General features: G+C 74.2%; 20 protein-coding genes. 12 read left to right on the forward strand and 8 right to left on the reverse strand.

Annotated features, from left to right (window positions below):
• Positions 1-115 precede the first annotated feature (115 nt).
• The gene (locus ACIQOE_RS33600; RefSeq protein WP_401415500.1) at positions 116-958 is read left to right on the forward strand and encodes a pentapeptide repeat-containing protein; all 843 of its coding nucleotides are present in this window, start codon (positions 116-118) and stop codon (positions 956-958) included.
• Here the strand turns inward: ACIQOE_RS33600 and ACIQOE_RS33605 are convergent.
• Positions 917-2,458: a cytochrome P450 gene (locus ACIQOE_RS33605; protein WP_351327611.1), complete on the reverse strand. Its 1,542-nt coding sequence runs from the start codon at positions 2,456-2,458 to the stop codon at positions 917-919. The two genes, ACIQOE_RS33600 and ACIQOE_RS33605, sit on opposite strands and share 42 nt — an antisense overlap.
• A 108-nt stretch (positions 2,459-2,566) precedes the next feature.
• Here ACIQOE_RS33605 and ACIQOE_RS33610 point away from each other — a divergent pair, with 108 nt between their 5' ends.
• Together ACIQOE_RS33610 and ACIQOE_RS33615 are read left to right on the forward strand one after the other, a co-directional pair.
• Positions 2,567-3,172: a TetR/AcrR family transcriptional regulator gene (locus ACIQOE_RS33610; protein WP_351327609.1), complete on the forward strand. Its 606-nt coding sequence runs from the start codon at positions 2,567-2,569 to the stop codon at positions 3,170-3,172.
• A gap of 98 nt (positions 3,173-3,270) precedes the next feature.
• Positions 3,271-4,002, forward strand: a complete 732-nt coding sequence (locus ACIQOE_RS33615) for a DUF2470 domain-containing protein (protein WP_351327607.1) — start codon at positions 3,271-3,273, stop codon at positions 4,000-4,002.
• On the opposite strand, the gene ACIQOE_RS33620 is transcribed toward ACIQOE_RS33615, so the two are convergent.
• From ACIQOE_RS33620 to ACIQOE_RS33630, 3 genes are all read right to left on the reverse strand, one after another.
• Complete coding sequence (locus ACIQOE_RS33620; protein ID WP_351327605.1) at positions 3,970-5,175, reverse strand: lactonase family protein; 1,206 nt, start codon at positions 5,173-5,175, stop codon at positions 3,970-3,972. The genes ACIQOE_RS33615 and ACIQOE_RS33620 overlap by 33 nt on opposite strands.
• Before the next feature lie 108 nt (positions 5,176-5,283).
• Positions 5,284-6,315, reverse strand: a complete 1,032-nt coding sequence (locus tag ACIQOE_RS33625; protein ID WP_401415503.1) for a hypothetical protein — start codon at positions 6,313-6,315, stop codon at positions 5,284-5,286.
• A 34-nt stretch (positions 6,316-6,349) separates the two neighbouring features.
• Positions 6,350-7,603, reverse strand: a complete 1,254-nt coding sequence (locus ACIQOE_RS33630; RefSeq protein ID WP_365565011.1) for an FUSC family protein — start codon at positions 7,601-7,603, stop codon at positions 6,350-6,352.
• A 457-nt stretch (positions 7,604-8,060) separates the two neighbouring features.
• On the opposite strand from ACIQOE_RS33630, the gene ACIQOE_RS33635 reads away from it, so the two are divergent.
• On the forward strand, positions 8,061-8,969 hold the full coding sequence (locus tag ACIQOE_RS33635; RefSeq protein ID WP_365565013.1) for a DUF3626 domain-containing protein: 909 nt from the start codon (positions 8,061-8,063) through the stop codon (positions 8,967-8,969).
• Here the strand turns inward: ACIQOE_RS33635 and ACIQOE_RS33640 are convergent.
• On the reverse strand, positions 8,915-9,571 hold the full coding sequence (locus ACIQOE_RS33640) for a PAS domain S-box protein (RefSeq protein WP_401415506.1): 657 nt from the start codon (positions 9,569-9,571) through the stop codon (positions 8,915-8,917). The genes ACIQOE_RS33635 and ACIQOE_RS33640 overlap by 55 nt on opposite strands.
• A gap of 162 nt (positions 9,572-9,733) precedes the next feature.
• Here ACIQOE_RS33640 and ACIQOE_RS33645 point away from each other — a divergent pair, with 162 nt between their 5' ends.
• From ACIQOE_RS33645 to ACIQOE_RS33655, 3 genes are all read left to right on the forward strand, one after another.
• Entirely contained in the window at positions 9,734-12,922 is a 3,189-nt protein-coding gene (locus tag ACIQOE_RS33645) for a cytochrome P450 (protein WP_401415508.1), read from the forward strand.
• A gap of 213 nt (positions 12,923-13,135) precedes the next feature.
• Entirely contained in the window at positions 13,136-14,425 is a 1,290-nt protein-coding gene (locus tag ACIQOE_RS33650; protein WP_351327591.1) for an ROK family transcriptional regulator, read from the forward strand.
• Positions 14,426-14,502: 77 nt separating this feature from the next.
• Positions 14,503-14,727 carry a hypothetical protein gene (locus tag ACIQOE_RS33655; RefSeq protein WP_401415511.1) on the forward strand — a complete coding sequence of 75 codons (225 nt, stop codon included), beginning with the start codon at positions 14,503-14,505 and terminating at the stop codon, positions 14,725-14,727.
• Between the two features lie 39 nt (positions 14,728-14,766).
• Here the strand turns inward: ACIQOE_RS33655 and ACIQOE_RS33660 are convergent, their stop codons facing one another.
• Positions 14,767-15,729, reverse strand: coding sequence for an SDR family NAD(P)-dependent oxidoreductase (locus ACIQOE_RS33660; RefSeq protein ID WP_365567319.1), 963 nt, complete (start codon positions 15,727-15,729; stop codon positions 14,767-14,769).
• A 498-nt stretch (positions 15,730-16,227) separates the two neighbouring features.
• Here ACIQOE_RS33660 and ACIQOE_RS33665 point away from each other — a divergent pair, with 498 nt between their 5' ends.
• Positions 16,228-16,476, forward strand: a complete 249-nt coding sequence (locus tag ACIQOE_RS33665) for a hypothetical protein (protein WP_351327585.1) — start codon at positions 16,228-16,230, stop codon at positions 16,474-16,476.
• A 75-nt stretch (positions 16,477-16,551) separates the two neighbouring features.
• Here the strand turns inward: ACIQOE_RS33665 and ACIQOE_RS33670 are convergent, their stop codons facing one another.
• Entirely contained in the window at positions 16,552-17,793 is a 1,242-nt protein-coding gene (locus ACIQOE_RS33670; RefSeq protein WP_351327583.1) for an RICIN domain-containing protein, read from the reverse strand.
• Between the two features lie 125 nt (positions 17,794-17,918).
• Complete coding sequence (locus ACIQOE_RS33675; protein WP_401415849.1) at positions 17,919-18,524, reverse strand: VanZ family protein; 606 nt, start codon at positions 18,522-18,524, stop codon at positions 17,919-17,921.
• A 350-nt stretch (positions 18,525-18,874) separates the two neighbouring features.
• Here ACIQOE_RS33675 and ACIQOE_RS33680 point away from each other — a divergent pair, with 350 nt between their 5' ends.
• Genes ACIQOE_RS33680 through ACIQOE_RS33695 form a run of 4 tightly spaced genes read left to right on the forward strand, consistent with a single transcriptional unit; the run spans position 18,875 to position 20,490 of the window.
• Entirely contained in the window at positions 18,875-19,057 is a 183-nt protein-coding gene (locus ACIQOE_RS33680; RefSeq protein WP_365565029.1) for a hypothetical protein, read from the forward strand.
• Positions 19,054-19,506: an MrpF/PhaF family protein gene (locus tag ACIQOE_RS33685; RefSeq protein ID WP_365565032.1), complete on the forward strand. Its 453-nt coding sequence runs from the start codon at positions 19,054-19,056 to the stop codon at positions 19,504-19,506. The genes ACIQOE_RS33680 and ACIQOE_RS33685 overlap by 4 nt, the downstream gene beginning before the upstream one ends.
• A complete protein-coding gene (locus ACIQOE_RS33690) occupies positions 19,499-19,753 on the forward strand; it encodes a hydrogenase subunit MbhD domain-containing protein (protein ID WP_351937457.1) in 255 nt (84 codons plus the stop codon). Before ACIQOE_RS33685 ends, ACIQOE_RS33690 begins: the two co-directional genes overlap by 8 nt.
• Positions 19,750-20,490 (forward strand): MnhB domain-containing protein, encoded by a 741-nt coding sequence (locus tag ACIQOE_RS33695; protein ID WP_351327575.1) that lies wholly within the window; start codon positions 19,750-19,752, stop codon positions 20,488-20,490. The genes ACIQOE_RS33690 and ACIQOE_RS33695 overlap by 4 nt, the downstream gene beginning before the upstream one ends.
• Positions 20,491-20,492: the final 2 nt, after the last annotated feature.

The raw sequence follows: 20,492 nt of genomic DNA on the forward strand, positions 1-20,492 counted from the left end.
GCTCCCTGGTGGCTGGGCCGGGAATTCCGGCTCTTCGAGCAAACCAGCCTGAGCTGCGCGAACGTTAGAACGATCGCACCGAGGACGTGCACGATCCTCTCAGTACGCTGTACGGGTGCCAGAACACATATCCGAACCGTCCGGACTGCGGGAGCTGCGCGGGGACTGTGCCCGCTGCTTCGGCCTGTGCTGTGTCGCCCTGACGTTCACCGCCTCGGCCGACTTCGCGGTCGACAAGCCCGCGGGCAGCCCCTGCCGGAACCTCGGCGGCGACCACCGCTGCACGATCCACACCGACCTGCGGCGCAGCGGGTTCACCGGCTGCACCGTCTACGACTGCTTCGGCGCCGGGCAGCGCATCTCGCAGGTCACCTTCGGCGGGCAGGACTGGCGGACCGGGGCGCCCGAGGACGCCCGCCGGATGTTCGACGCCTTCCCGGTCGTACGGCAGCTGCACGAGCTGCTCTGGTACCTCACCGAGGCACTGGAACTGCCCGCCGCCCGCCCGGTCCACGCGGAGCTGCGGCGGCTGCTGAAGGCCACCGGTGACCTGGCCCTCGGCACCCCGGCGGAACTCGCCGCACTCGACGTGGCCGCCCACCGGGAGCGGGTGAACGTGCTGCTGCTGCGCAGCAGCGAACTGGTCCGCGCGAGCGTGCCCGGGCGGCGGAAGGACCGCCGGGGCGCGGATCTGATGGGTGCCCGGCTCCGAGGTGCCCGCCTGCGCGGTGCGAGCCTGCGCGGGTCCTACCTGATCGCCGCCGACCTCACCGGCGCGGACCTGCGCGACACCGACCTGATCGGCGCCGACCTGCGCGACGCCGATCTCACGGACGCGGACCTCACGGGCGCGTTCTTCCTGACGCAGCCGCAGCTCGACGCGGCCCGGGGGAGTGCCGGCACCCGGCTGCCTGTGTCAGTCACCCGCCCCGTGCACTGGGCAGCCGCCGTCCGCTGAGGCGGCCGTGCCGTCCGGCACGGTCACCGGCGCCGGGGCCGGCCGACGCCGTTCCAGCCGCAGCCGCAGCCCGTCCGGCATCAGCGTCAGCCGCTCGGTCACCCGCAGCCGGTACTCCGGATCGGCCTCGAGGTGGTAGCGGCGCAGCAGCAGGCCGAGGACCAGCGTCGCCTCGTGCAGGGCGAACTGGCGGCCGATGCAGGCCCTGGCCCCCGTGCCGAACGGCTTGAAGGTGTGCGGTGCCCGGCCGCGCGCCGCCTTGGGCTCGAAGCGGTCCGGGTCGAAGCCCTCCGCGTCCGGGCCCCACACCTCGGGGTCCCGGTGCAGCATCGGGGTCAGGACCAGGGCCCAGGCGCCCCGGCGCATCGGATGGCCGCCGGCGAGCACGGTGTCCACGCGCGCCTCGCGGGCGAAGGCGGGCGCGGTCGGCCACAGCCGCAGCGACTCGTCGAGGACCCGGCGGACGTAACGGAGCTTGGCGACCTGGTCGTAGTCCGGCGCGGGCGTGTCGCCCCAGACCCGGTCGACCTCGGCGGCGGCCCTGGCGGCGATCTCCGGGTGCAGGGCGAGGTAGTGCAGGGCGAAGGAGAGCGCGCCCGAGGTGGTCTCGTGACCGGCCACCAGGAAGGTGATCACCTGCCGGCGCACGTTCTGCGCGGACAGCCGCTCCCCGGTCTGCGGGTGCGCCGTCTCCAGCATCCGGTCCAGCAGGTCGCCGTCCCCGCGTCCCGACGCGCGGCGCTCGGCGACCAGGGCGTCGACCGTGCGGTTGAGGAAGGAGATGTCGGCCGCGTTGCGCCGGGATGCCTGCCGCAGCAGCAGCGGGGCCAGCGGTCCGGGGACGCTGTTGAGGCGCTGGGCGTAGGTGAGGGTGCCGATCATCGCGGTCACGAAGGGGTGCGGCCGGTCCCGTTCGAACGAGCCGAAGTCGTGGCCGAACCCGGTCCGCGCGATCGTCTCCAGGGTCAGCTTGGTCATGTCGCCCGGCACGTCGGCCCAGCGGCCCGCGGCCAGCTCCCGGTCCCAGTGGCCGGTCAGGCGGCCGGCCACGGACAGCATCATCGCGTGGTAGCCCTCCATGGCCTCCCGGCTGAAGCCCGGCGCCAGGACGTCGTGCGCCAGCTGCCAGTTCGGCTCGTGGTTGTACGCCGTGAACAGGCCGTCCCCGGCGATCGGGCGGAGGTTGGCGACCCCGAGGCCGACGTGTTTGGCGAACCGCGTCTCGTCGGCCATGTCGGCGGCCTGCCGGGCGCCCCACACGAAGACGAACTCGTTGCCGAACGCCCGGCGGCGGAAGACCGGGCCCAGCTGCCGGGCGAAGCGCATGGAGTCCTGGAGCGGCGTGCGGCGGTCGACGCCCAGGACGTCCCCGAGGAGGGGCAGCCGGCGCGGCGGGTGCGGAATCCGGTGCAGCTCGGGCCACCCCTGCTCGGCGCCCCGGAACCCCTTGGGCAGCGGGCCGTCCGCTCCCGCCGTCGTCTGCGTGGCCGTCTCCGCCATGACGCGATCTCCCTCGATGCTGCGGCAGGTTGAGCTAGTTGTACGTGAGTTCAATAGGCGGTTTCAGTCTCGTCCCGTTGTTGAACCCACGTCAAGTAAAGTGCGGACATGGTCGCGAACCAGGGTGAGCGCAGCCGCCGCAGACTCAGCACCGCGGAACGACGCGAGCAGCTCCTCTCGGTCGGTGCCCGGCTCTTCTCCGAGAGCCCGTACGACGACGTGTGGATCGAGCAGGTCGCGGAGATCGCGGGCGTCTCCCGGGGGCTGCTGTATCACTATTTTCCGACCAAACGGGACTTCTTCGCCGCGGTGGTGGAGCGGGAGAGTGAGCGGATGCTGCGGATGACCGCGGCCGGGCCCGGCATGTCCGCCCGGGAGCAGCTCACCGCGGGCCTCGACGTCTACCTCGACTACGTCCACACGCACGCGCACGGCTTCCGCGCCTTCCACCGCGCCGAGGCCTCCGGCGACCAGGCCGTGCGGCGCGTCTACCGGCAGGCCCAGGCCGCGCAGGAGCGCCAGATCCTGGCCGCCCTCGCCGCCGACCCCGAGTTCGGCCCTGCCCTGGAACTGCGTCCCGACACCCGGCTGGCGGTGCGCGGCTGGCTCGCCTTCACCACGCACGTCTGCCTGGAGTGGCTGCGCACCGGGGAGCTGACCCGGCAGCAGGTACGGGACCTGTGCGCACGGGCGCTGCTGGGCGTCATCTCCTGAACCCGTCGGCCCGGTCGTCGCGCGTGTCGCGCGCCGCGTGCTTGGCGTACTCCCCGATCTTCGCTAAGTTAGGTGAGGCTTACCTAAGGAGGTTCGGGATGGGTGACGAACAGGCGGCCTGGGCCGCCGGCCCGGGCGCGGCCGAACAGGCCCGGTCGGTGCTGGCCACGGCGTGGTCGTGCGCGGTGACCGCGGAGGGCGGACGCGAGGAGTTCGTCGGCGCGCACGAGGTCGCCGACGACGGCCGGGTCCTGCTGCACGTGCCGGAGGACAGCGCCCTGCTCGCGGCCGCGATCTGCGCCCCGCGCGGCGAGCCGTCCGCGGTGCTGGAGTTCGCCGACGTCGCGCCCGTCGCGGTGCGCAACCGGATCCGGGCCCGGCTGTGGATGGCGGGCTGGTTCGCTCCCCGCGACGAGCACCTCGTCTTCCAGCCCACCCGGGTGGTGCTGCGCCGGCCCTCCGGCGCGGTCGTCGTCGACCTCGGCGAGTTCGCGGCCGCGTCCCCCGACCCGCTCGCGGGCGCCGAGGCCCACCTGCTCACCCACCTCGCCGACGCCCACCCGGACGCCGTCGAGAGGCTCACCAGGCTCGTGGAGCCGGAGACCCTGCACGCCGTGACCCGCGTCCAGCCGCTGGCCGTGGACCGGCACGGACTGACCCTGCGCATCGAACGCACCCGCGCCCACGGCGACGTACGGCTGGCCTTCCACGCGCCCGCCGACGACGTCACCCAGCTCACCGAGCGCATGCACGTCCTGCTGACCCAGGCCAGCGCCGCCGCCTCCTGCCCGCGGACGCTACAGCGGCAGCGCGCAGACGGCGACGGGTGACGCGAACGGCCGCCCGGTGAGGCGGAGTTCACCCGTCGCCCGGTCGACGCCGAAGACGCTCACGGTGCCGGACCGCTGGCACGCGGCGAACAGCAGCCGGCCGTCCGGCGAGAACGCGATCTGCCGGGGGAAGTCCCCTTCCACCGGCACCGTGTCCAGCAGCCGCAGCCGGGCCCCGGCGGCCTCGACCGCGTACCGCGCGAGCGTGTTGTCGCCGCGGTTGGCCAGGTAGGCGTAGGAGCCGTCGGCGGTGACCAGGATCTGCGCCGGGTAGTTGGTGGTGCCCGCCCTGCTGCCGGTGGGCTGGGGGGCGCCGACGGTGAGCCGGCCGGACGCCTCGTCGTAGCCGCACACCGCGATCGTGTCGTCCACCTCGTTGGCCAGGTACGCGTACCGCCCGCCCGGATGGAAGGTCAGATGGCGCGGCCCGGCCCCCGGCCTGGTGTGCGCCTGGGACACCTCGGTGAGCCGGCCCCCGGCGAGGTCCAGGCGGTAGCTGTAGACCGTGTCGGTGCCCAGGTCGACGGCGAGGACATGCCCGCCGTCCGGACCGGTGAGGAACTGGTGCGCGTGCGGGCCCTGCTGTCCAGGACCGGGCGCCGGACGCGTGTGCGTGACCAGGTCGGTGCGCTCGCCGAGGGCGCCCCCCGCGTCGATCGGATGGACGGCCACGCTGCCCGAGGTGTAGTTCGCGCTCAGCAGCCAGCGGCCGCTCGGGTGCACCGAGAGATGACAGGGCCCGGCCCCGCCCGTGCTCCGGGTGCCGAGGATCCTCCGGTCCGCGAGGCGGACGGCGGTCACCCCGCCGTCCGTGCGCTCGTTCACCGCGTACAGCGTGCGGCCGTCCGGGTGCACGGCCAGATACGACGGGTCGGCGACGCCGGTGAGCGTGCCGGCGCCGGTGATCTCGCCGGTCCCGGGGTCGTAGGAGGCCAGGCCGATGCCGGTGCCGCCGCCGTCCACGGAGGTGTAGGTGCCGATGCGGAGCGGGCGCGGGCCGGCCGGCGCCGCCGCCGGAGTCTTCGCGGCCCGGCGGGGCCGGGGTGCCGGGGCGCTCTCCTCGGGCGGGGCCGCGGGTGCCGGGACCGCCGCCACCGCGGCGGCTCCCGCCACCGCGCCGACGAACCGGCGCCTGCTCCAGCCGCCCCGCGTCGCTTGCGTACCACTGCCCATGCCCGCACCTCAGGTCGTCGGTCGCCCCGGTCGTCACAGCCACCTTGACGCGGGCCCGGGGTCAAAAGCAAGACGGACAACGGCCGTTGCGCAGCCTGCAACGCACGGTCACCAGTCGCCGTCCGCCACCGGCTTGCCCGGCGGGTCCTTGAGCGGGATCACCTGTCCTTGGGACGGCTGCTGCCAGGGCTCCAGGTCGTCGCCGAGCCAGTCGCCGACCGGCTTGACCGCCTCCAGGGCGTCCGCGGGGGCCAGGTCCCGGGCGTCCTGGTCGTAGTAGTCGTACCAGGGCAGCCCGGCGCGGGTGTACGCGGCCCGGTCCACCGGCGACGGCGGGGGCTCCTCGCCCGTGATGCGACGCCACTGCGGAGGCGTGGCCAGGTGCACGAAGACCCGGCCGGCCGGACCGGTGGCCCAGTCGAGCGCGGGCCGGTCGTCCTCGTAGACCTCTTGGCGCATCGAGCCGCCGGCCCCGAGACCCATCCCGGCCGCACGGGAGCGCGGGGCGCCGCCTGGTGCCGGTGCCGCGGCCATCATCGGGAGCGCCGCGCCGTAGCCGCCGGGCCCCTGCGCCGTCGGTGTCCGCTTGCGCCGCAGCCGCTCCTCGCGCCGCCACCGGGCGAGCGGCTCGTCCTTCAGCGTGAAGGACTGCAGCTGCACCCCGCCCCACACCTCCTCGCCGGTGACCTGCCCCTCCACCGTGGCGCCGAGGCCGAGCGGCACCGCCACGAACTGGCGGACCGTGCCCCGGCCGGAATTGATGCCGTCCAGCCACGGCTGCCGCGGCAGCACCAGGTAGTTCTGCGGATCCCGCGACAGCCGGTCGCTCCACGGCTCGCCGGAGACCGCGCACACCTTGCCGACGCCGACCTGGAGGGCGGCCGGCTCCGCCGTGCCCGCGAAACTCAGCCACATCGCCTCGCGCAGATACACCGGGAGCATCACCCCGCCACGCGCCAGCCACTCCTGCGGGACCGTGTCCGCATGGTCGCTCACCCGCCGGACCGGGAACTCGCCGAGCCCCGGCGGCAGCGGATGCGTGCCCGTCTCCGGCAGCCGCAGGGTGCGCACGAAGCGCACCGCCACCCCGCCCGGCAGCCGCAGCGTGTTCCCGTCGATCCGTACCGCCGATTCCGTCACCGGCGCGCCCCCTTCGTGTCCCGTCCGCCGTCCTTCACCGAGAACGCGCCGCACCACCCGCCCGGTTCCGCCGCAGCCGCTCCGGTACGCCGATCCGCTCCCGCAGCCAGGTCAGCCGCGGCCGCCTGACCCGCTGCTCGCCGGAGACCCGGTCCAGCTCCTCCAGCAGCCGCCGGGTGCGGTGCTCGGTGTTCATCTCGTCGATCAGCCGGTTGACCTCGGTCAGGACCGCGCCCAGCAGCTGCCAGTTCCGGTCGTCGTGGCGGATCTCGTCCCGGAGCAGCTCGGCGAGCTTGTCGCGGGTGCCGGCCGCGGTGTGCAGCTCGGCCGAGAGCCGGGCCTCGGCCGACTCGGCGCTCTCGCTGATGCTGGTGGTGACCAGCACCGCGAAGCTCACCACGGCGTCGGCGATCTGGGACAGCAGCTGCTCCACCGCCGCCCCGGTGTCCGAGGCGAACAGCGGCTCGGGCTCGCGGGCCTTGGCCAGGTCGGTGAAGGTGCGGGCCAGCACGCGCAGCACGACCGTGCAGATCTCCAGCGTGTCCAGACCGGTGCGCAGCACCACCCGGTGCAGCAGGCCCTCCCGGACCCGCGGATTGAGCCGCAGGCTGTCCTCGGCCTGCCGCAGCGCCGCGTCCACGTCCACGATGGCGTGGTCGAGCCGGCGGGCCTCGTGCAGCCGCTCGGCCGCCTGCCGCCAGGGCGTCAGCCCCGACGCCTCCTCGCCCATGCGCAGCATCAGCTGCCGCACCCGGCGGGCCAGGCCCTCGATCGACTCCCCGGCCTCGTCCACCCACACCGGCGGCGGCAGCAGCAGATTGCAGCCCATGCCGACCACCGCCCCGATCAGCGTCTCCACGATCCGCGCCCAGGCGGTGCTGCTGATGGTGGTGACGCCGAGCACCAGCATGGCGCTGATCGCCACCTCGGGGATGTACTCGTCGACCCGGACCAGATGCCCGACCCCCAGCGAGGCCACGATCAGCAGGGCCAGGCTCCACCAGGTCAGGCCGACCAGCTGGCTGAAGGCGATGGCCACCAGGACGCCGGCCACCACCGCGTTCACCCGCCGGAACCCGTTGGTGAGGGTGGCGTACAGGGTCACCTGCACGACCAGGAGGGCGGTCAGCGGCGCGGTGAGCGGAGCCGGTTCCGGACTCAGCCGGAGCGCCACCACGTAGGCGATCGTGGCCGCGGCGGACGACCGCAGCGTCTGGACGACCACCGGGTCCCGATGGCGCCGCAGCAGTTCCGGCAGACCCCTGGCCCACTCCCGTACGTCTTGCATCCCTTGGCCTGTTCCCGCTCACACGTCGCACCGAACGTGTTTTCCGCGGATCACCCTGGCGCCGGTGGCTGGATGACCAGGGTGGACTACGCAGCGTGCCCGGCCGCCGGGACGCCCGTCGCGCTGGGGCCCGGCTCCGTGCGACGAAACGGCCGCGACCGGGAACGCGGTGATCGGCTAGGGCGTGTTGCGAAAGTCCCGTCGTTCGCCCGGAGGGCGGGCCGCGCGGCGTCAGGTGCGTGCTCTGGGGGTCCCCCCGGCCGGAGGCTGGGGGAGTGCCGGGCGGAAGTCCTCGTACTGGATGTACTTGGGCTTTCGCCCGGTGCGGCGAGTGGGGGCACCTCCCACGCCCTTCAGGCAGTGGGGGAGCGTGCATGGCGTCGCGCGGCAGACAGGACTTTCGCAACACGCCCTAGGGTCGCCGCCACCTGAGGGGCGGGGACGGGCGGGGGAGCCGATGGGACGCACGGACACCTTGACGGCGCGAGCCGCGGCGGCGCTCGGCCATGTGGCCGCGCTGTCCCGCGGACCGGCCCTGGACCCCGGCCTGCCCGTCACCCTGAACTTCCACCCCGACCGGCACTCGGCCGGGCTGCCGATCCTGGAGGCGCTGGCCCGGGACGGCGCCTACCACTCCCAGTTCGTCACCGGAACCGGCAACGGCGGGCTCACCGCGCACCCCGGCGGCGACCGCTGGCGCTGGGAGAGCCGGATCTTCGGCGGCGCCTACGACGACGCGGAGCCGGCCGAGCGGCCGGTGTACGGGGCACTGAACTTCCGCCGCCAGGTGGTGGGCGCCGCCCCCAGGTTCGGTTCCTCGCACCTGCGGCTGACCGGACCCGTGCTGCGCCGCGCCACCTTCTGCTACCCCGACAGCGCGGCCGAGCCCACCGACTTCGGCGTCGCCGCCGGCACGCACCTGCTCGCCCTCGCCGAGGAGGACGAGCAGGACGCCCTGAACGACTACGTCGAGACGCAGGTGCACGGCGGGGTACGGCTCGACCGGGACGTGGCCGCCCTGGTGCTGGACGCCTCCTACCGGGGGACCCCCGTGGCGGCGGCGGCCCGGCGGCTGCCCTTCCCGGTCGAATGGCATCCCGGCTACCGGATCACCGTGCCCGAGCTGCACCGCCGCGCGGACTACCGCGGCCCGCGGTACGCCGCGCTCGGCGCCCTGATCGCCGAGAAGGGCGTCGTGGACCCCCGGATCCTCGGCGACGCGGCCCGCACCGGCCGCTACCCGGTCCAGGACCTCAAGATGGTCTGGCACACCCTCGCCCGGTTCGGCGCCCCGGAAGGCGCCGGCACCGCCTACTCGGCCGGTTCGGGCGGCCAGACGCCGGGGGCCAGCACGCCCAGGGCGTAGGCGCGGGCCACCAGTTCGGTGCGGTTGGCGGCCGACCAGCGCGCCGACAGGCGGCGCAGGTGATAGGTGACACCGTCCCTGCTGAGCCCGAGATCGCGGGCGGCCTGGACCGTACTGGCACCCCTGGCCAGCAGTGCCAGCACCCGTCCCTCGACCGCGCTGACCCTGGAGGGCTCCGCCGGCGGCGCCTCGCGCTCGCCGTCCGGCCGCAACATCACCAGCAGCGACGGCGTCTCGCCCACCGCCTCGCTGACCGGATCCGCCGTCAGCTCCCCGTACCGCTCCCGGCCGCCGGGCGCCCGCCACCGCACCGACACCCGGTAGCGCGAGCGGTGCCGCAGCCGCAGCGCCTCGGCGATCCGCTCCACCTGCGCCTCCTCCTGCGGTCGGAACAGCTCCAGCACCTCCCGGCCGCGCAGCCGGCCCGGGGCCGTCCCGCACTCGGCGGCCATCGCCGGATTGGCCAGCAGGACCAGCCCGTACACGTCGCACACCGCGACCGGCACCGCCACCCGGTCGAAGAGCGTCAGGGCGCGGTTGCGCCACACCACACCGTCGAGCCGGTCCACCGGCCTGCCCACCTCCGCTGCCACGCCCTCCATCCAAGGCGACCGCGCAGGTCACAGGCAACCCGGCGGTACGGCGCAAGGGCCGGCGCGCTGTTTCGACTGCACGATCGTGTAGTGCGGCCGCGCCCCGCCGGGTCCGCGGAGGACCACGCTTGAGCGCAGGACTTCCTTATTGCGAAAGGCAGTTGTCGCGCCATGCCCCCCACCGCGCCGCATCCCCCCACCGCGCCGCATCCCCCCACCGCGCCGCACCCGCGCGCCGCCACGACGCCGTACGGCGTCCCCGTCGTCGACATCACCGCCACCGGACCCGGCCGCACCCCGATCCAGCAGGTCATGAACCTGATGCGGGAGCACGGGCCGGTCCTCGTACGGCGGCTGCACGGGCGGGACACCCTGTTCGTCGCCGACGCGGACCTGGTCGCCGACCTCGCCGACGAGCAGCGGTTCGCCAAGCACGTCGGACCCGCCCTGGAGAACGTCCGGGCCTTCACCGCCGACGGCCTGTTCACCGCGTACGACGACGAGCCCAACTGGGCCAAGGCGCACGACATCCTGATGCCCGCCTTCGCGCTCGGCTCCCTGCGCACCTACCACCCAGTGATGCTCCGCGTCGCCCGCCGGCTCATCGCGTCCTGGGACCGCGCCGCACGGGACGGCCGGCCCGTCGACGTCCCGGACGACATGACCCGGATGACGCTCGACACCATCGGACTGGCGGGCTTCGGCTACGACTTCGGTTCCTTCGGGCGCACCGAACCCCATCCGTTCGTGGAGTCGATGGTCCGCTGCCTGGAGTGGAGCATGACCAGCCTGGCCCGCAGGCCCGGCACCGACCACGCGGCGGCCGACGCCGCCTTCCGCGACCACGCCGGCCACCTCGCCCGGGTCGTCGACGACGTCATCGCCTCGCGCTCCGGCACCGACCAGAGCGCGGCCGAGGACCTGCTCGGCCTGATGCTCTCCGCCCGGCACCCGGACGACGGCACCACCCTGGACCCGGCCAACATCCGCAACCAGGTCATCACCTTCCTCATCGCCGGCCACGAGACCACCTCGGGCGCGATGTCCTTCGCCCTCTACTACCTGGCCAAGAACCCGACCGCGCTCCAACTGGTCCAGCGTGAGACGGACGCCCTGTGGGGCGGCACGCCCGATCCGGAGCCGACGTACGACGAGGTCGGCCGCCTGACCTACACCCGGCAGGTGCTCAACGAGGCACTGCGGCTGTGGCCCACCGCCGCCGCGTTCGGCCGGCACGCCCTGCGCGACACCGTGCTCGGCGGCCGGATCCCGCTCAGGGCCGGACAGGCCGTCACCGTCCTCGCGCCGATGCTGCACCGCCAGCCGGTGTGGGGCGACAACCCGGAGCTGTTCGACCCCTCCCGGTTCACCGCGCAGGCCGAGGCAGCCCGCCCGGTGCACGCCTTCAAGCCCTTCGGGACCGGCGAACGCGCCTGCATCGGACGCCAGTTCGCCCTGCACGAGGCGACCATGCTGCTGGCCATGCTGGTCCACCGCTACCGGCCGCACGACCACGCCGACTACCGGCTCACCGTCAAGGAGACCCTCACCCTCAAGCCCGAGGGCTTCACCCTGACCCTCACCCCGCGCACCGCCGCCGACCGCGTCCACCAGCCGCTGCCCGGGACCGCGGCGGCCACGGCCCACGACGCCGAGGACACGGCCGGCCTGCCGGCCCGGGTGCGCGCCGGCACCGGCGTGCTGCTCCTGCACGGCAGCAACTACGGCGCCTGCCGCGACTTCGCCGCCGGGCTCGCCGACGAGGCGGACGGGATCGGCTGCGGCACCGAGGTGGCCGCCCTGGACGCCTACGCCGGCGGCCTGCCCACCGACCGGCCCGTCGTCATCACCGCCGCCTCCTACAACGGCCGCCCCACCGACGACGCCACCGCCTTCGCGGCCTGGCTCGACGGCGCCCCCGACCTCACCGGCGTCACCTACGCCGTCCTCGGCGTCGGAGACCGCAACTGGGCCGCCACCTACCAGCACGTCCCGGCCCGCATCGACACCCGGCTCGCCGAACTCGGCGCCACCCGCCTCACCGAGCGGGCCGCCGCCGACGCCTCCGGCGACCTCACCGGCACTGTCCGCGCGTTCACCGCCCGGCTGCGCACCGCCCTGCTGGAGCGGTACGGCGACCAGGATGCCGCGCCGGCCGGCCCGGAGCCCACCGCCGGCTACGAGGTCCGCACCCTGACCGGCGGCCCCCTCGACGCCCTGGCCGAACGCCACGGGCTCCTCCCCATGACGGTCACCGAGGCCCGCGACCTCACGGCGCCCGGCCACCCCCGCACCAAGCGGTTCCTGCGCGTCGCCCTGCCCGACGGCGTCACCTACCGCACCGCCGACCACCTCACCGTGCTCCCCGCCAACGACCCGGAGCTGGTGACCCGCGCGGCCACCGCCCTCGGCGTCGGCCTCGACACCGTCCTCGACGTCCGCGCCGCCCGCCCGCGCCGCGACGGCCTGCCCCTGGACCGGCCGCTGACGGTACGCCAACTCCTGACCCATCACGTCGAGTTGCAGGAACGGCCGAACGCCCGCCAGCTTGCCCTGCTCGCCGACGCCGACCCCTGCCCGCCGGAGCGGGCCGCGCTCGCCGCCCTCGGTGACGACCCGCGCACCCTGGTCGAGATCGTCGAGGACCACCCGGCGCTGCGCGGCGCCCTCGACTGGCCCCGGATCCTGGACCTGCTGACCCCGCTGAAGCCCCGGCACTACTCGATCTCCTCGTCCCCGGCCGCCGACCCGCGCCACGCCGACCTGATGGTCTCCGTGCTGGCGGCCCCGGCGCGCTCGGGCCGGGGCGTCTACCGCGGCACCGGCTCCGGCCACCTCGCGACGCTGCGCCCCGGCGACACGCTGTACGCCCGGGTCCAGCCCTGCCGGGAGGCGTTCCGCGTCGACGGCGGCGCGCCGGCCGTCATGATCGCCGCGGGCACGGGCCTGGCGCCCTTCCGCGGTGCCGTCGCCGACCGTGCGGCCGCGCGTGCGGCGGGCGCCGAACTCCCGCCCGCGCTCTGCTACTTCGGCTGCGACGCCGCCGACGCCGACTTCCTGCACGCCGAGGAGCTGCGCGGTGCCGAGACCGCCGGAGCGGTGTCGCTGCGCCCGGCCTTCAGCACGGCGGGCACCTTCGTCCAGCACCGCGTGGCCGCCGAGGCCGACGAGGTCTGGGCGCTGCTCGCCGCGGGCGGCCGGGTGTACGTCTGCGGGGACGGCGGCAGGATGGCGCCGGGAGTGCGGGAGGCGTTCCGTACCATGTTCCGAGACCGCATGCCCGGGGGAGATCCCGAAGAGTGGCTGAACTCCCTGGTGACGGAAGGCCGTTATGTGGAGGATGTGTACGCGGCCGGCTGACCGGCGCGGTGGCCCGGCGCCCCGCGAGGGACGCCGGGGACCGTGCGCGGCGCCACGGCGTACGGCCGCTCGCGCACAAGCCGTACCCCTCCGGCACAATCCGGCATTGACCTCTCCTTAGCTCACAGCGTGAACTAAGGGTTGGGAAAATATCGCTTCCGCCCTCTCGAAGGAGTATGTTGCAGGTCGGGAAGGGTTCGTGAAGGGAGCCACATGGCGGGGCGGAACGGGCGCACGGTACGCGACCTCAGGAGGGCCAACCGCACGGCCGTGCTCCAGCGACTCTATTTCGACGGCCCCCTCAGCCGCTTCGAGCTGGGCCCGGCCACCGGCCTGAGCTCCGGTTCGGTGAGCAACGTGGTCGCCGACCTGGTCGCCGACGGTCTGGTCGAGGAGGCCGGCAGCGTCGACTCCGACGGCGGCAGGCCCCGCACCCTGCTGCGGGTCGCCCCGCACAGCGGCCACATGATCGGCGTCGACGTCGGAGAGACCCGGGTCCGGGTCGAGCTGTTCGACCTCACGCTCACCGAACTCGCCCGCGTCGAACGCCCGCTGACGCAGCAGGGCTACGACGTCGATGTGATCGTCGGCCACATCCGGGACGGCATCACCGAGGTCCTCGCCACCGAGGGCGCCTCGCCCGAACTGCTGCTCGGCGTCGGCGTCGGCGTCCCCGGCATCGTCGAGCACACCGCGGACCGCGGGGCCCTGGTGCACGGGCAGACCATCGGCTGGGACGCGGTCCCGCTGGAGGAACTGCTCCGCACCGGCCGCGGCCTTCCCGACTCCGTGCGGTACTTCATCGACAACGGCGCCAAGACCCTGGGCCAGGCCGAGATGTGGTTCGGCGCCGGGCGCGGCGCGGACAACGCGGTGGTGGTGCTGTTCGGCTCCGGCGTCGGCGCCTGTCTGGTCACCGCCGAGGTGGAGCACGGCCGGGCCGTCGAGTGGGGCCACCTGACGGTACGGGTGCGGGGCCGCCGCTGCCGCTGCGGCGCGCTCGGCTGCCTGGAGGCCTACGCCGGCGCCGAGTCGCTGCTGGCCCGCTGGCGCGAGGAGGGCGGCCGTCCCGCCGAGGACACCGACGAGGAGACCGCGCTGACCGCGATGCTCGCCGCCGCCTACCCGGCCGAGGGCACCGACCCCGATCCGGTCGCGCTCGCCGTCCTGGAGGAGACCGCCGAGTACCTGGGCGCCGGCCTCTCCGACCTGATCAACCTCTTCCAGCCCGAACGGATCCTGATCGGCGGCTGGGCCGGTCTCCAGCTCGGCGCCCGCTTCCTGCCCGCCGTACGCCGGTACGCGACCACGTACGCGCTGCGCCACCCCGCCGAGCAGGTCACCATCGACCTCGGCCGCCTCGGTCCCGACGCGGTCACCGTCGGGGCCGCCATCCTGCCGCTGGCCGACTTCTTCAGCCGGGGCGGCCGCCGCGCCGAACCGGCGACCGAGGACCGGCTGCCCGCCTGGCGGATGGCCCTGGAGGAGCGCACCCCGCGCTGATCCGCCCCGGTTTCACTGCTCCCGGCCGAGGTACCCGCGTACCGCCCGGACCGATGAGACGTGTGAGGAGAGCAGCCGTGAGCGACCAGCAGGGCGGCGGGCCCGTCCCCAGGGACCTGCCGGACCAGCAGGCCCGGCCCGACGACCGCGACCCGTGGGACGCGCCCGAGGGCAGCGACCCGGACACCCGTGACGACGACGGACTTCCCTCCACCGACGAGGCCGGAACGGGCCTGCGGGACGCGCCCCGGCCGGGCGTGGTCAGCCCGGAGGAGCCGCTGCCGGAGGAACCCTCGGCCTGAGCGCCTGAGCGCCTGAGCGCCCGAGCGCGGCGGCGCGGGTCAGGCGAACGCGTCGACGCCGGTCAGTTCCGCCGACAGGCCCCAGAGCCGGGCGGCCTGCGCCGGGTCGATCGCCCAGTCCTTGACGCCGGTCGTCGCGCCCTCCACGGCGGGCTCGGCGATGTCGCAGTCCTCCAGGTACACCCCGCCCATGCCCGCCAGCTGTGGGGAGGTGGCCGCCCAGGTCTGGGTGGCCGCACCCTGCGGGGGCGTCTTGAAGCCCTGCGGGTTCAGCACGGTGCCCTGCTCGTCGACCCAGCCGCGCTCGACCATCTCCTCGCGCGGGATGTGCCGCTGGAGCGGGGTCATGATGCCGCCCGGGTGCAGGGCGAAGGCCCGTACGCCGACGTCCTGGCCGAGCCGGTCCAGGTGGACGGCGAACAGCACGTTCGCGGTCTTGGCCTGGCCGTACGCCTGCCACTTGTCGTAGCTCCGCCGCCACTGGACGTCGTCCCAGCGCATCCCGCCGAAGTGGTGGGCGCGCGAGGAGACCGACACGACCCGGCCGCCGCCCGCCGCGAGCGCCGGCCAGAGCCGGTTGACCAGCGCGAAGTGCCCGAGGTGGTTGGTGGCGAACTGGGCCTCCCAGCCGGGCCCGACCCGGGTCTCGGGGCAGGCCATGACGCCCGCGTTGTCGATCATGAAGTCGACGGGCCGGCCGGAGGCCAGGAACCGCTCGGCGAAGCCGCGCACGCTCTCCAGGTCGGCGAGGTCCAGCTCGTCCACCTCGACGCCGTCCAGACCCGCGAGGGCCTCGCGGGCGGCCTCGGCGCGCCGCGCGGGGACGACGACACGGGCGCCCGCCTTGGTCAGGGCCCGGGTGGTCTCCAGGCCGAGCCCGGAGTAGCCGCCGGTGACGATCGCCAGCCGGCCGCCGAGGTCGAGGCCCGAGAGGACGTCGTCCGCGGTGCTGTCCGCGCCGAATCCGGAACCGATCTTGTGCTGCGCAGTCGTAGTGCTCATGGCGTGAACGCTACGAATTGGAGTGCGCTCGAAGTCAAGCCGCGCCCCCGGCGGCCGGAAACCGCCCCCGGACAGCGGAAAGCCCCGGCCGCGACGGGGGATTCGCGACCGGGGCGGTCGAGTGGTGGGTGCGCATGGCGGTCGCCTCGCGGCGAAGGGCTCCACAGGGCTTCAGCCGGACGATCGTCCCTGTGGGCGGAAGGTGAGGCCCGGGGACACTGTCCCATCCGCACCCACGCCTCGTTCAACGGGCAACCACCCCGTGCTGTTCCGGCCGCCCGGGTGACACGCATCACCCGCTCGTGGCAGCGGACAACCCGTATCTTCTTCAAGCATGCGCAAATATCCGGGCAAATCCGGGCGGTGGATTCCCGGGCCGGAGGCCGGGACTGCCGAAGGGCGGCCTGTTCCGGGGCCTCGGCGGGGCCCCGGACCGCCTCCTCCGGCAGGGTCAACCGGGCAGGTCACATCCGCCCGGGGAGATCTACCCTCGATTTCATGACCGAGATAGCGAGCCCGTTCATCTCCCAGCCGCGGATCCTGGTGCTCGGGGTCATGACCGGCAAGCCGGGCACCCCGCCCTTCCGCATCGTGGAGATCGACGGCGAGGTGGTCGGTGAGGCGCGGGACATCACCGAGGTGCTGGCCGTCGCCGCGACCCACGGGATCACGGTCCACGACCTGGACGACCCGGCCGTGGTCTGCTGGGTGGGCGGGGACAAGTTCACCTGGGTGCCCCGGCACTAGCCTCCGCTGCGCGTTTCGCGCCGGAGGGCGTGCCGCGGAGGGTCCGCGGCACGCCCCGGACGGCGGACCGGGTGCTCAGCCCACGGTCCACTTCTGGTTGGCGCCGCCCGTGCAGGTCCAGATCTGCAGCCGGGTGCCGTTGGCCGAGTTGTTGCCCGTGACGTCCAGGCACTTGTTCGCCTGCGGGTTCACGATGTCGTGCGCGGCGGAGACGGCCCACTTCTGGGCGGCGCTGCCGTTGCAGTCGTAGAGCTGGACCGGCGTGCCGTCCGCGGTGCCGCCGCTGGTGACGTCCAGGCACTTGCCCAGCGCGCGCACGGTGCCGTCGCTGCCCACCGTCCACTTCTGGGCGGCGCTGCCGTTGCAGTCGTAGAGCTGGACGGGCGTGCCGTTGGCGGAGTTCGCCCCGGCCACGTCCGCGCACTTGCCGGCCAGGCCCTTGATCGCGGCGCCGGTCGAGGTGTCGCTCGTCGTCACCGACACGGAGTCCACGACCAGCTGCGCCGGGAAGGCGGTCGAGCTGTTGGGGTCGCCCGGCCAGTAGCCGCCGACGGCGAGGTTCAGGATCAGGAAGAACGGCTTGTTGAACGCCCAGGTGTTGCCGCCCACGTCGGCCGGGGTGCGGGTCTCGTAGGCGATCCCGTCCACCGACCAGGTGATCGAGTTGGGCGCCCAGTCCACCGCGAAGGTGTGGAAGCCGTCCGCGAAGGCCTGCCCGTTCGGCAGCGTGTAGCCGGCGCCTATGCCGGCCGAGCCGGAGTAGCCGGGGCCGTGGATGGTGCCGTGCACGGTGGAGGGCTCGAAGCCGACGTTCTCCATCACGTCGATCTCACCGGAGTTCGGCCAGCCGACCTGCCCGATGTCGGTGCCCAGCATCCAGAACGCGGGCCACATGCCCTGCCCGCGCGGGATCTTCATCCGGGCCTCGACGTGCCCGTACTGGGCGCTGAACTTGCCCGAGGTGTTCAGCCGCGCCGAGGTGTACTGGCAGGTGCCGTACCAGCACTGGTAGTTGGCGGGGTTCTCCTTCTTGGCCGTGATGACCAGGTGGCCCTGGCCGTCGAGGGCCGCGTTGTTGGTGCCGGAGGTGTAGTACTCCCGCTCGTGGTTGTTGACGTTGTCGCCGGTCTCCTGGGTCCACTTCGAGGAGTTGACCGCCGAACCGGCGGGACCGTCGAAGGTGTCGGAGAAGGTCGCGGCGGCCGCGCCGGCGTCGGCGGCCTCGGCCCGGTGCGCGGGTCCGACCGCGACGGAGCCGAGGAGCACGGCGGACAGGGCGGCGAGCAGGCATCTGCGGAGCGTTCGTGGGGAGGCCACGGCTCTTCCTTCCGTACGGCGGCCGGACGCGGGGAGACGTCCGGCCGAGGTGGGGGGTGAAGGCGTCGCCTCTTGATTTAAGAGATGAGATAAGTGGTGCGTCAATAGTTTGGTACGGACCAGTGTCACGCCCGCTGCTTCTTGGGCTTGCGCGCGTGCACCGCGCGGCCGAGCCGCCGGCCCACCAGCAGCCAGCCGATCAGCGCCCCCGAGGTGTTGAGGATGACGTCGTCCACGTCGAAGGCACGGCCCTCGACCAGCAGACCCTGTGCCGTCTCGACCATCAGCATCACGAACGCGGTGAGCAGCAGCACCCCGAAGAAGCCCCGGGCGCGCGGCACCAGGACCGGCACGATGATCCCGAACGGGATGCCGAGCACGATGTTGCCGCCGATCTGCTTGACGGCGTCGCGCAGGGCCGGCTGGTCCAGGTAGATCTTGAGGGACTCGCCCGGGTGCAGGTTGGTGTGGGCGATGGACACGGACGCCGGGGACGGATCCAGCGTCAGCCGGGCCAGCACGACGGCGAACGCCACCATGGCCGCGAACGCGAACAGCATCGCCAGGATCCGCAACGGCAGCGGAAGCGGGCGGCGTTCGGTCCCGCTGGGCCTGGCGGTGCGGGCGGTCCTGTCGGCCCTGCCCGTCCGGCCGGTGCGCTCCGTCCGGCCGGTGCGGCCCTTCTTCGCGGGGGCGGGCTTCGCGGCGGGAGCGGGCCCGGCGCGGCGCACGCCGACGGCGCGGGCGGCCCTGGTCAGTGCCCCGGGCCTGCCGGTCTCCTTGTCCCCGTTCGTCCCGTCGTTCTTCTCGGCCCTGGTCGTGCGCAGGCGCGAGACAGCACTGGCCATCGGATCCTCCATAGTCAACAGTCCGGCGTGCTAGCCCAGTTACCCCGGAACCGTCCGGAGATTCCCGCGTGTCCGCGACAGCCGCCGATACGTGCCCGAGGTTTCCGGTCGCGCTCCCCGGGCACTGGGGACCCGTCCCCGCGTGCCGCCGCTCCCCGCGGCGGCGGCGGTGCTTGGATGCCGAAAGCGGCGAAACGGTCACCACGTCGCAAGGCGACCCGAGGAGGCGGCGCATGACCGGACGTACGGCACTCGTCGCCACGGCCGAACTGATCACCTGGTGGGCCGGACTGGCCCTGCTCTGGCTGGTCCTCATCGGCCCCGTCGACACCCTGGAGCGCGTCGTCGGCGCGAGCGCGGCGGCCGTCGGCGCCCTCGCGGCCCGGGCCGGCCGACGGGAGGTGAGCCGGCGGTGAACGGCTGGATCCTGGCCGCGACCGTCCTGCTGGCGGGCGGCGCGGGCACCGCCCTGTGGGCCGTCGCCACCGGCCCGCTCGGGCGCCGGGTGACCGGCCAGAACCTCGCCACCTCCGCGGTCTGCCCCAGCCTGCTGCTGCTCGCCCAGGGCTACGGCCGTCCGTCCTACGTCGATCTCGCCCTGCTGACGGCCCTGCTCGGCCCGGTCGGCACGCTGGTCTTCGCCCGGCTGCTCGCCGACGAGCTGTCCGTCGAGCGGCCCGCCGCCCGGCGCCTGACCTGGGCGGCGGCCGGGATCGGCGCGCTGGTCGTGGTGGTGCTGTGCGCGGTCGCCGGACCGGGGCGGGCGGCGGTGAAACTGCTGGTCGTCGGGGCGCTCCTGATCGGCGGGAACCTGATCGCCTCCCGCGCGCTGTCCGGCGGGTTCCGGGAGGTGCGCGGTGGCTGACGCGGTGATCGTCGTCGCGCTGCTCCTGACGGCCGCCTCGGCGACCGTGGCCGTGGCGACCCGCGACCCGGCCCGCCAGGCCCTGGTGCTGTCCCTGCTCGGCCTGGTCCTCGGCGTCCTGTTCACCGTGCTGCAGGCCCCCGACGTCGGCCTCTCCCAGCTCGCCGTCGGCTCCGCGCTCACCCCGCTGCTGATCATGCTGGCGGTCCGCAAGGTGCGGCGGCGCGGCAGGACGGACGACAGGTGACCCGGCGCCTGCGGCTGTGGCTGCTGGCCGCCGGCGGCGCGGGCCTCGCCGCCCTGCTGGTCGCCGCGTGCCTCGACCTGCCGTCCTTCGGCGGCCGCAGCCACCCCTACGGCGACCGCGCGGTGCGGGCCGCCCTGGCCCGGCACACCGCCAACGTCATCTCCTCGGTCAACTTCGACCAGCGCGCCTACGACACCCTCGGCGAGATGGGCATCCTGTTCGCCGCCGTCCTCGGCTGCGCGGTCCTGCTGCGCCAGACCCGCGACGAACACCGGGCCGCCCCGGCCCCCGCCGAGGTGGCCCGGCCCGTGCGCAGGTACGCCCTGCTGGTGCTCCCCGTCGCCGTGGTCACCGGCCTGTACGTCATCGCGCACGGCCAGCTCAGCCCCGGCGGCGGCTTCCAGGGCGGCGTGGTCGCCGCCACCGCCCTGCACCTGCTCTACCTCGGTGCCGACTACCGCGCCCTGGAACGCGTCCGCCCGATCGGCGTCTTCGAGGTCGCCGACGCCCTGGCCGCCTGCGCCTACCTGGTGCTGGGCCTGGCCGCCCTGCTGGCCGGCGCGGCCTTCCTCGCCAACACGTGGCTGCCGTACGGGACGTTCGACACGCTGTCCTCCGGCGGCCAGGTGCCCCTGCTCAACGCGGCCATCGGCATGGAGGTGGCGAGCGGGGTCGTCGTCCTGCTGGCCGGCTTCCTCGACCAGGCCGTCGAGATCGTGGACGAGAACGGGAGCTGAGC

This window comes from Streptomyces sp. NPDC091282, assembly GCF_044757385.1.
GTDB classification, from domain to species: Bacteria; Actinomycetota; Actinomycetes; order Streptomycetales; family Streptomycetaceae; genus Streptomyces; species Streptomyces gramineus.

What these genes read in the sequence shown, in the direction of transcription:
- ACIQOE_RS33605 (WP_351327611.1), bottom strand. Translation starts at nt 2,458, where the DNA reads ATGGCGGAGACGGCCACGCAGACGACGGCGGGAGCGGACGGCCCGCTG.
- ACIQOE_RS33610 (WP_351327609.1), top strand. Translation starts at nt 2,567, where the DNA reads ATGGTCGCGAACCAGGGTGAGCGCAGCCGCCGCAGACTCAGCACCGCG.
- ACIQOE_RS33615 (WP_351327607.1), top strand. Translation starts at nt 3,271, where the DNA reads ATGGGTGACGAACAGGCGGCCTGGGCCGCCGGCCCGGGCGCGGCCGAA.
- ACIQOE_RS33620 (WP_351327605.1), bottom strand. Translation starts at nt 5,175, where the DNA reads ATGGGCAGTGGTACGCAAGCGACGCGGGGCGGCTGGAGCAGGCGCCGG.
- ACIQOE_RS33630 (WP_365565011.1), bottom strand. Translation starts at nt 7,603, where the DNA reads ATGCAAGACGTACGGGAGTGGGCCAGGGGTCTGCCGGAACTGCTGCGG.
- ACIQOE_RS33635 (WP_365565013.1), top strand. Translation starts at nt 8,061, where the DNA reads ATGGGACGCACGGACACCTTGACGGCGCGAGCCGCGGCGGCGCTCGGC.
- ACIQOE_RS33640 (WP_401415506.1), bottom strand. Translation starts at nt 9,571, where the DNA reads ATGGAGGGCGTGGCAGCGGAGGTGGGCAGGCCGGTGGACCGGCTCGAC.
- ACIQOE_RS33645 (WP_401415508.1), top strand. Translation starts at nt 9,734, where the DNA reads ATGCCCCCCACCGCGCCGCATCCCCCCACCGCGCCGCATCCCCCCACC.
- ACIQOE_RS33650 (WP_351327591.1), top strand. Translation starts at nt 13,136, where the DNA reads ATGGCGGGGCGGAACGGGCGCACGGTACGCGACCTCAGGAGGGCCAAC.
- ACIQOE_RS33660 (WP_365567319.1), bottom strand. Translation starts at nt 15,729, where the DNA reads ATGAGCACTACGACTGCGCAGCACAAGATCGGTTCCGGATTCGGCGCG.
- ACIQOE_RS33665 (WP_351327585.1), top strand. Translation starts at nt 16,228, where the DNA reads ATGACCGAGATAGCGAGCCCGTTCATCTCCCAGCCGCGGATCCTGGTG.
- ACIQOE_RS33680 (WP_365565029.1), top strand. Translation starts at nt 18,875, where the DNA reads ATGACCGGACGTACGGCACTCGTCGCCACGGCCGAACTGATCACCTGG.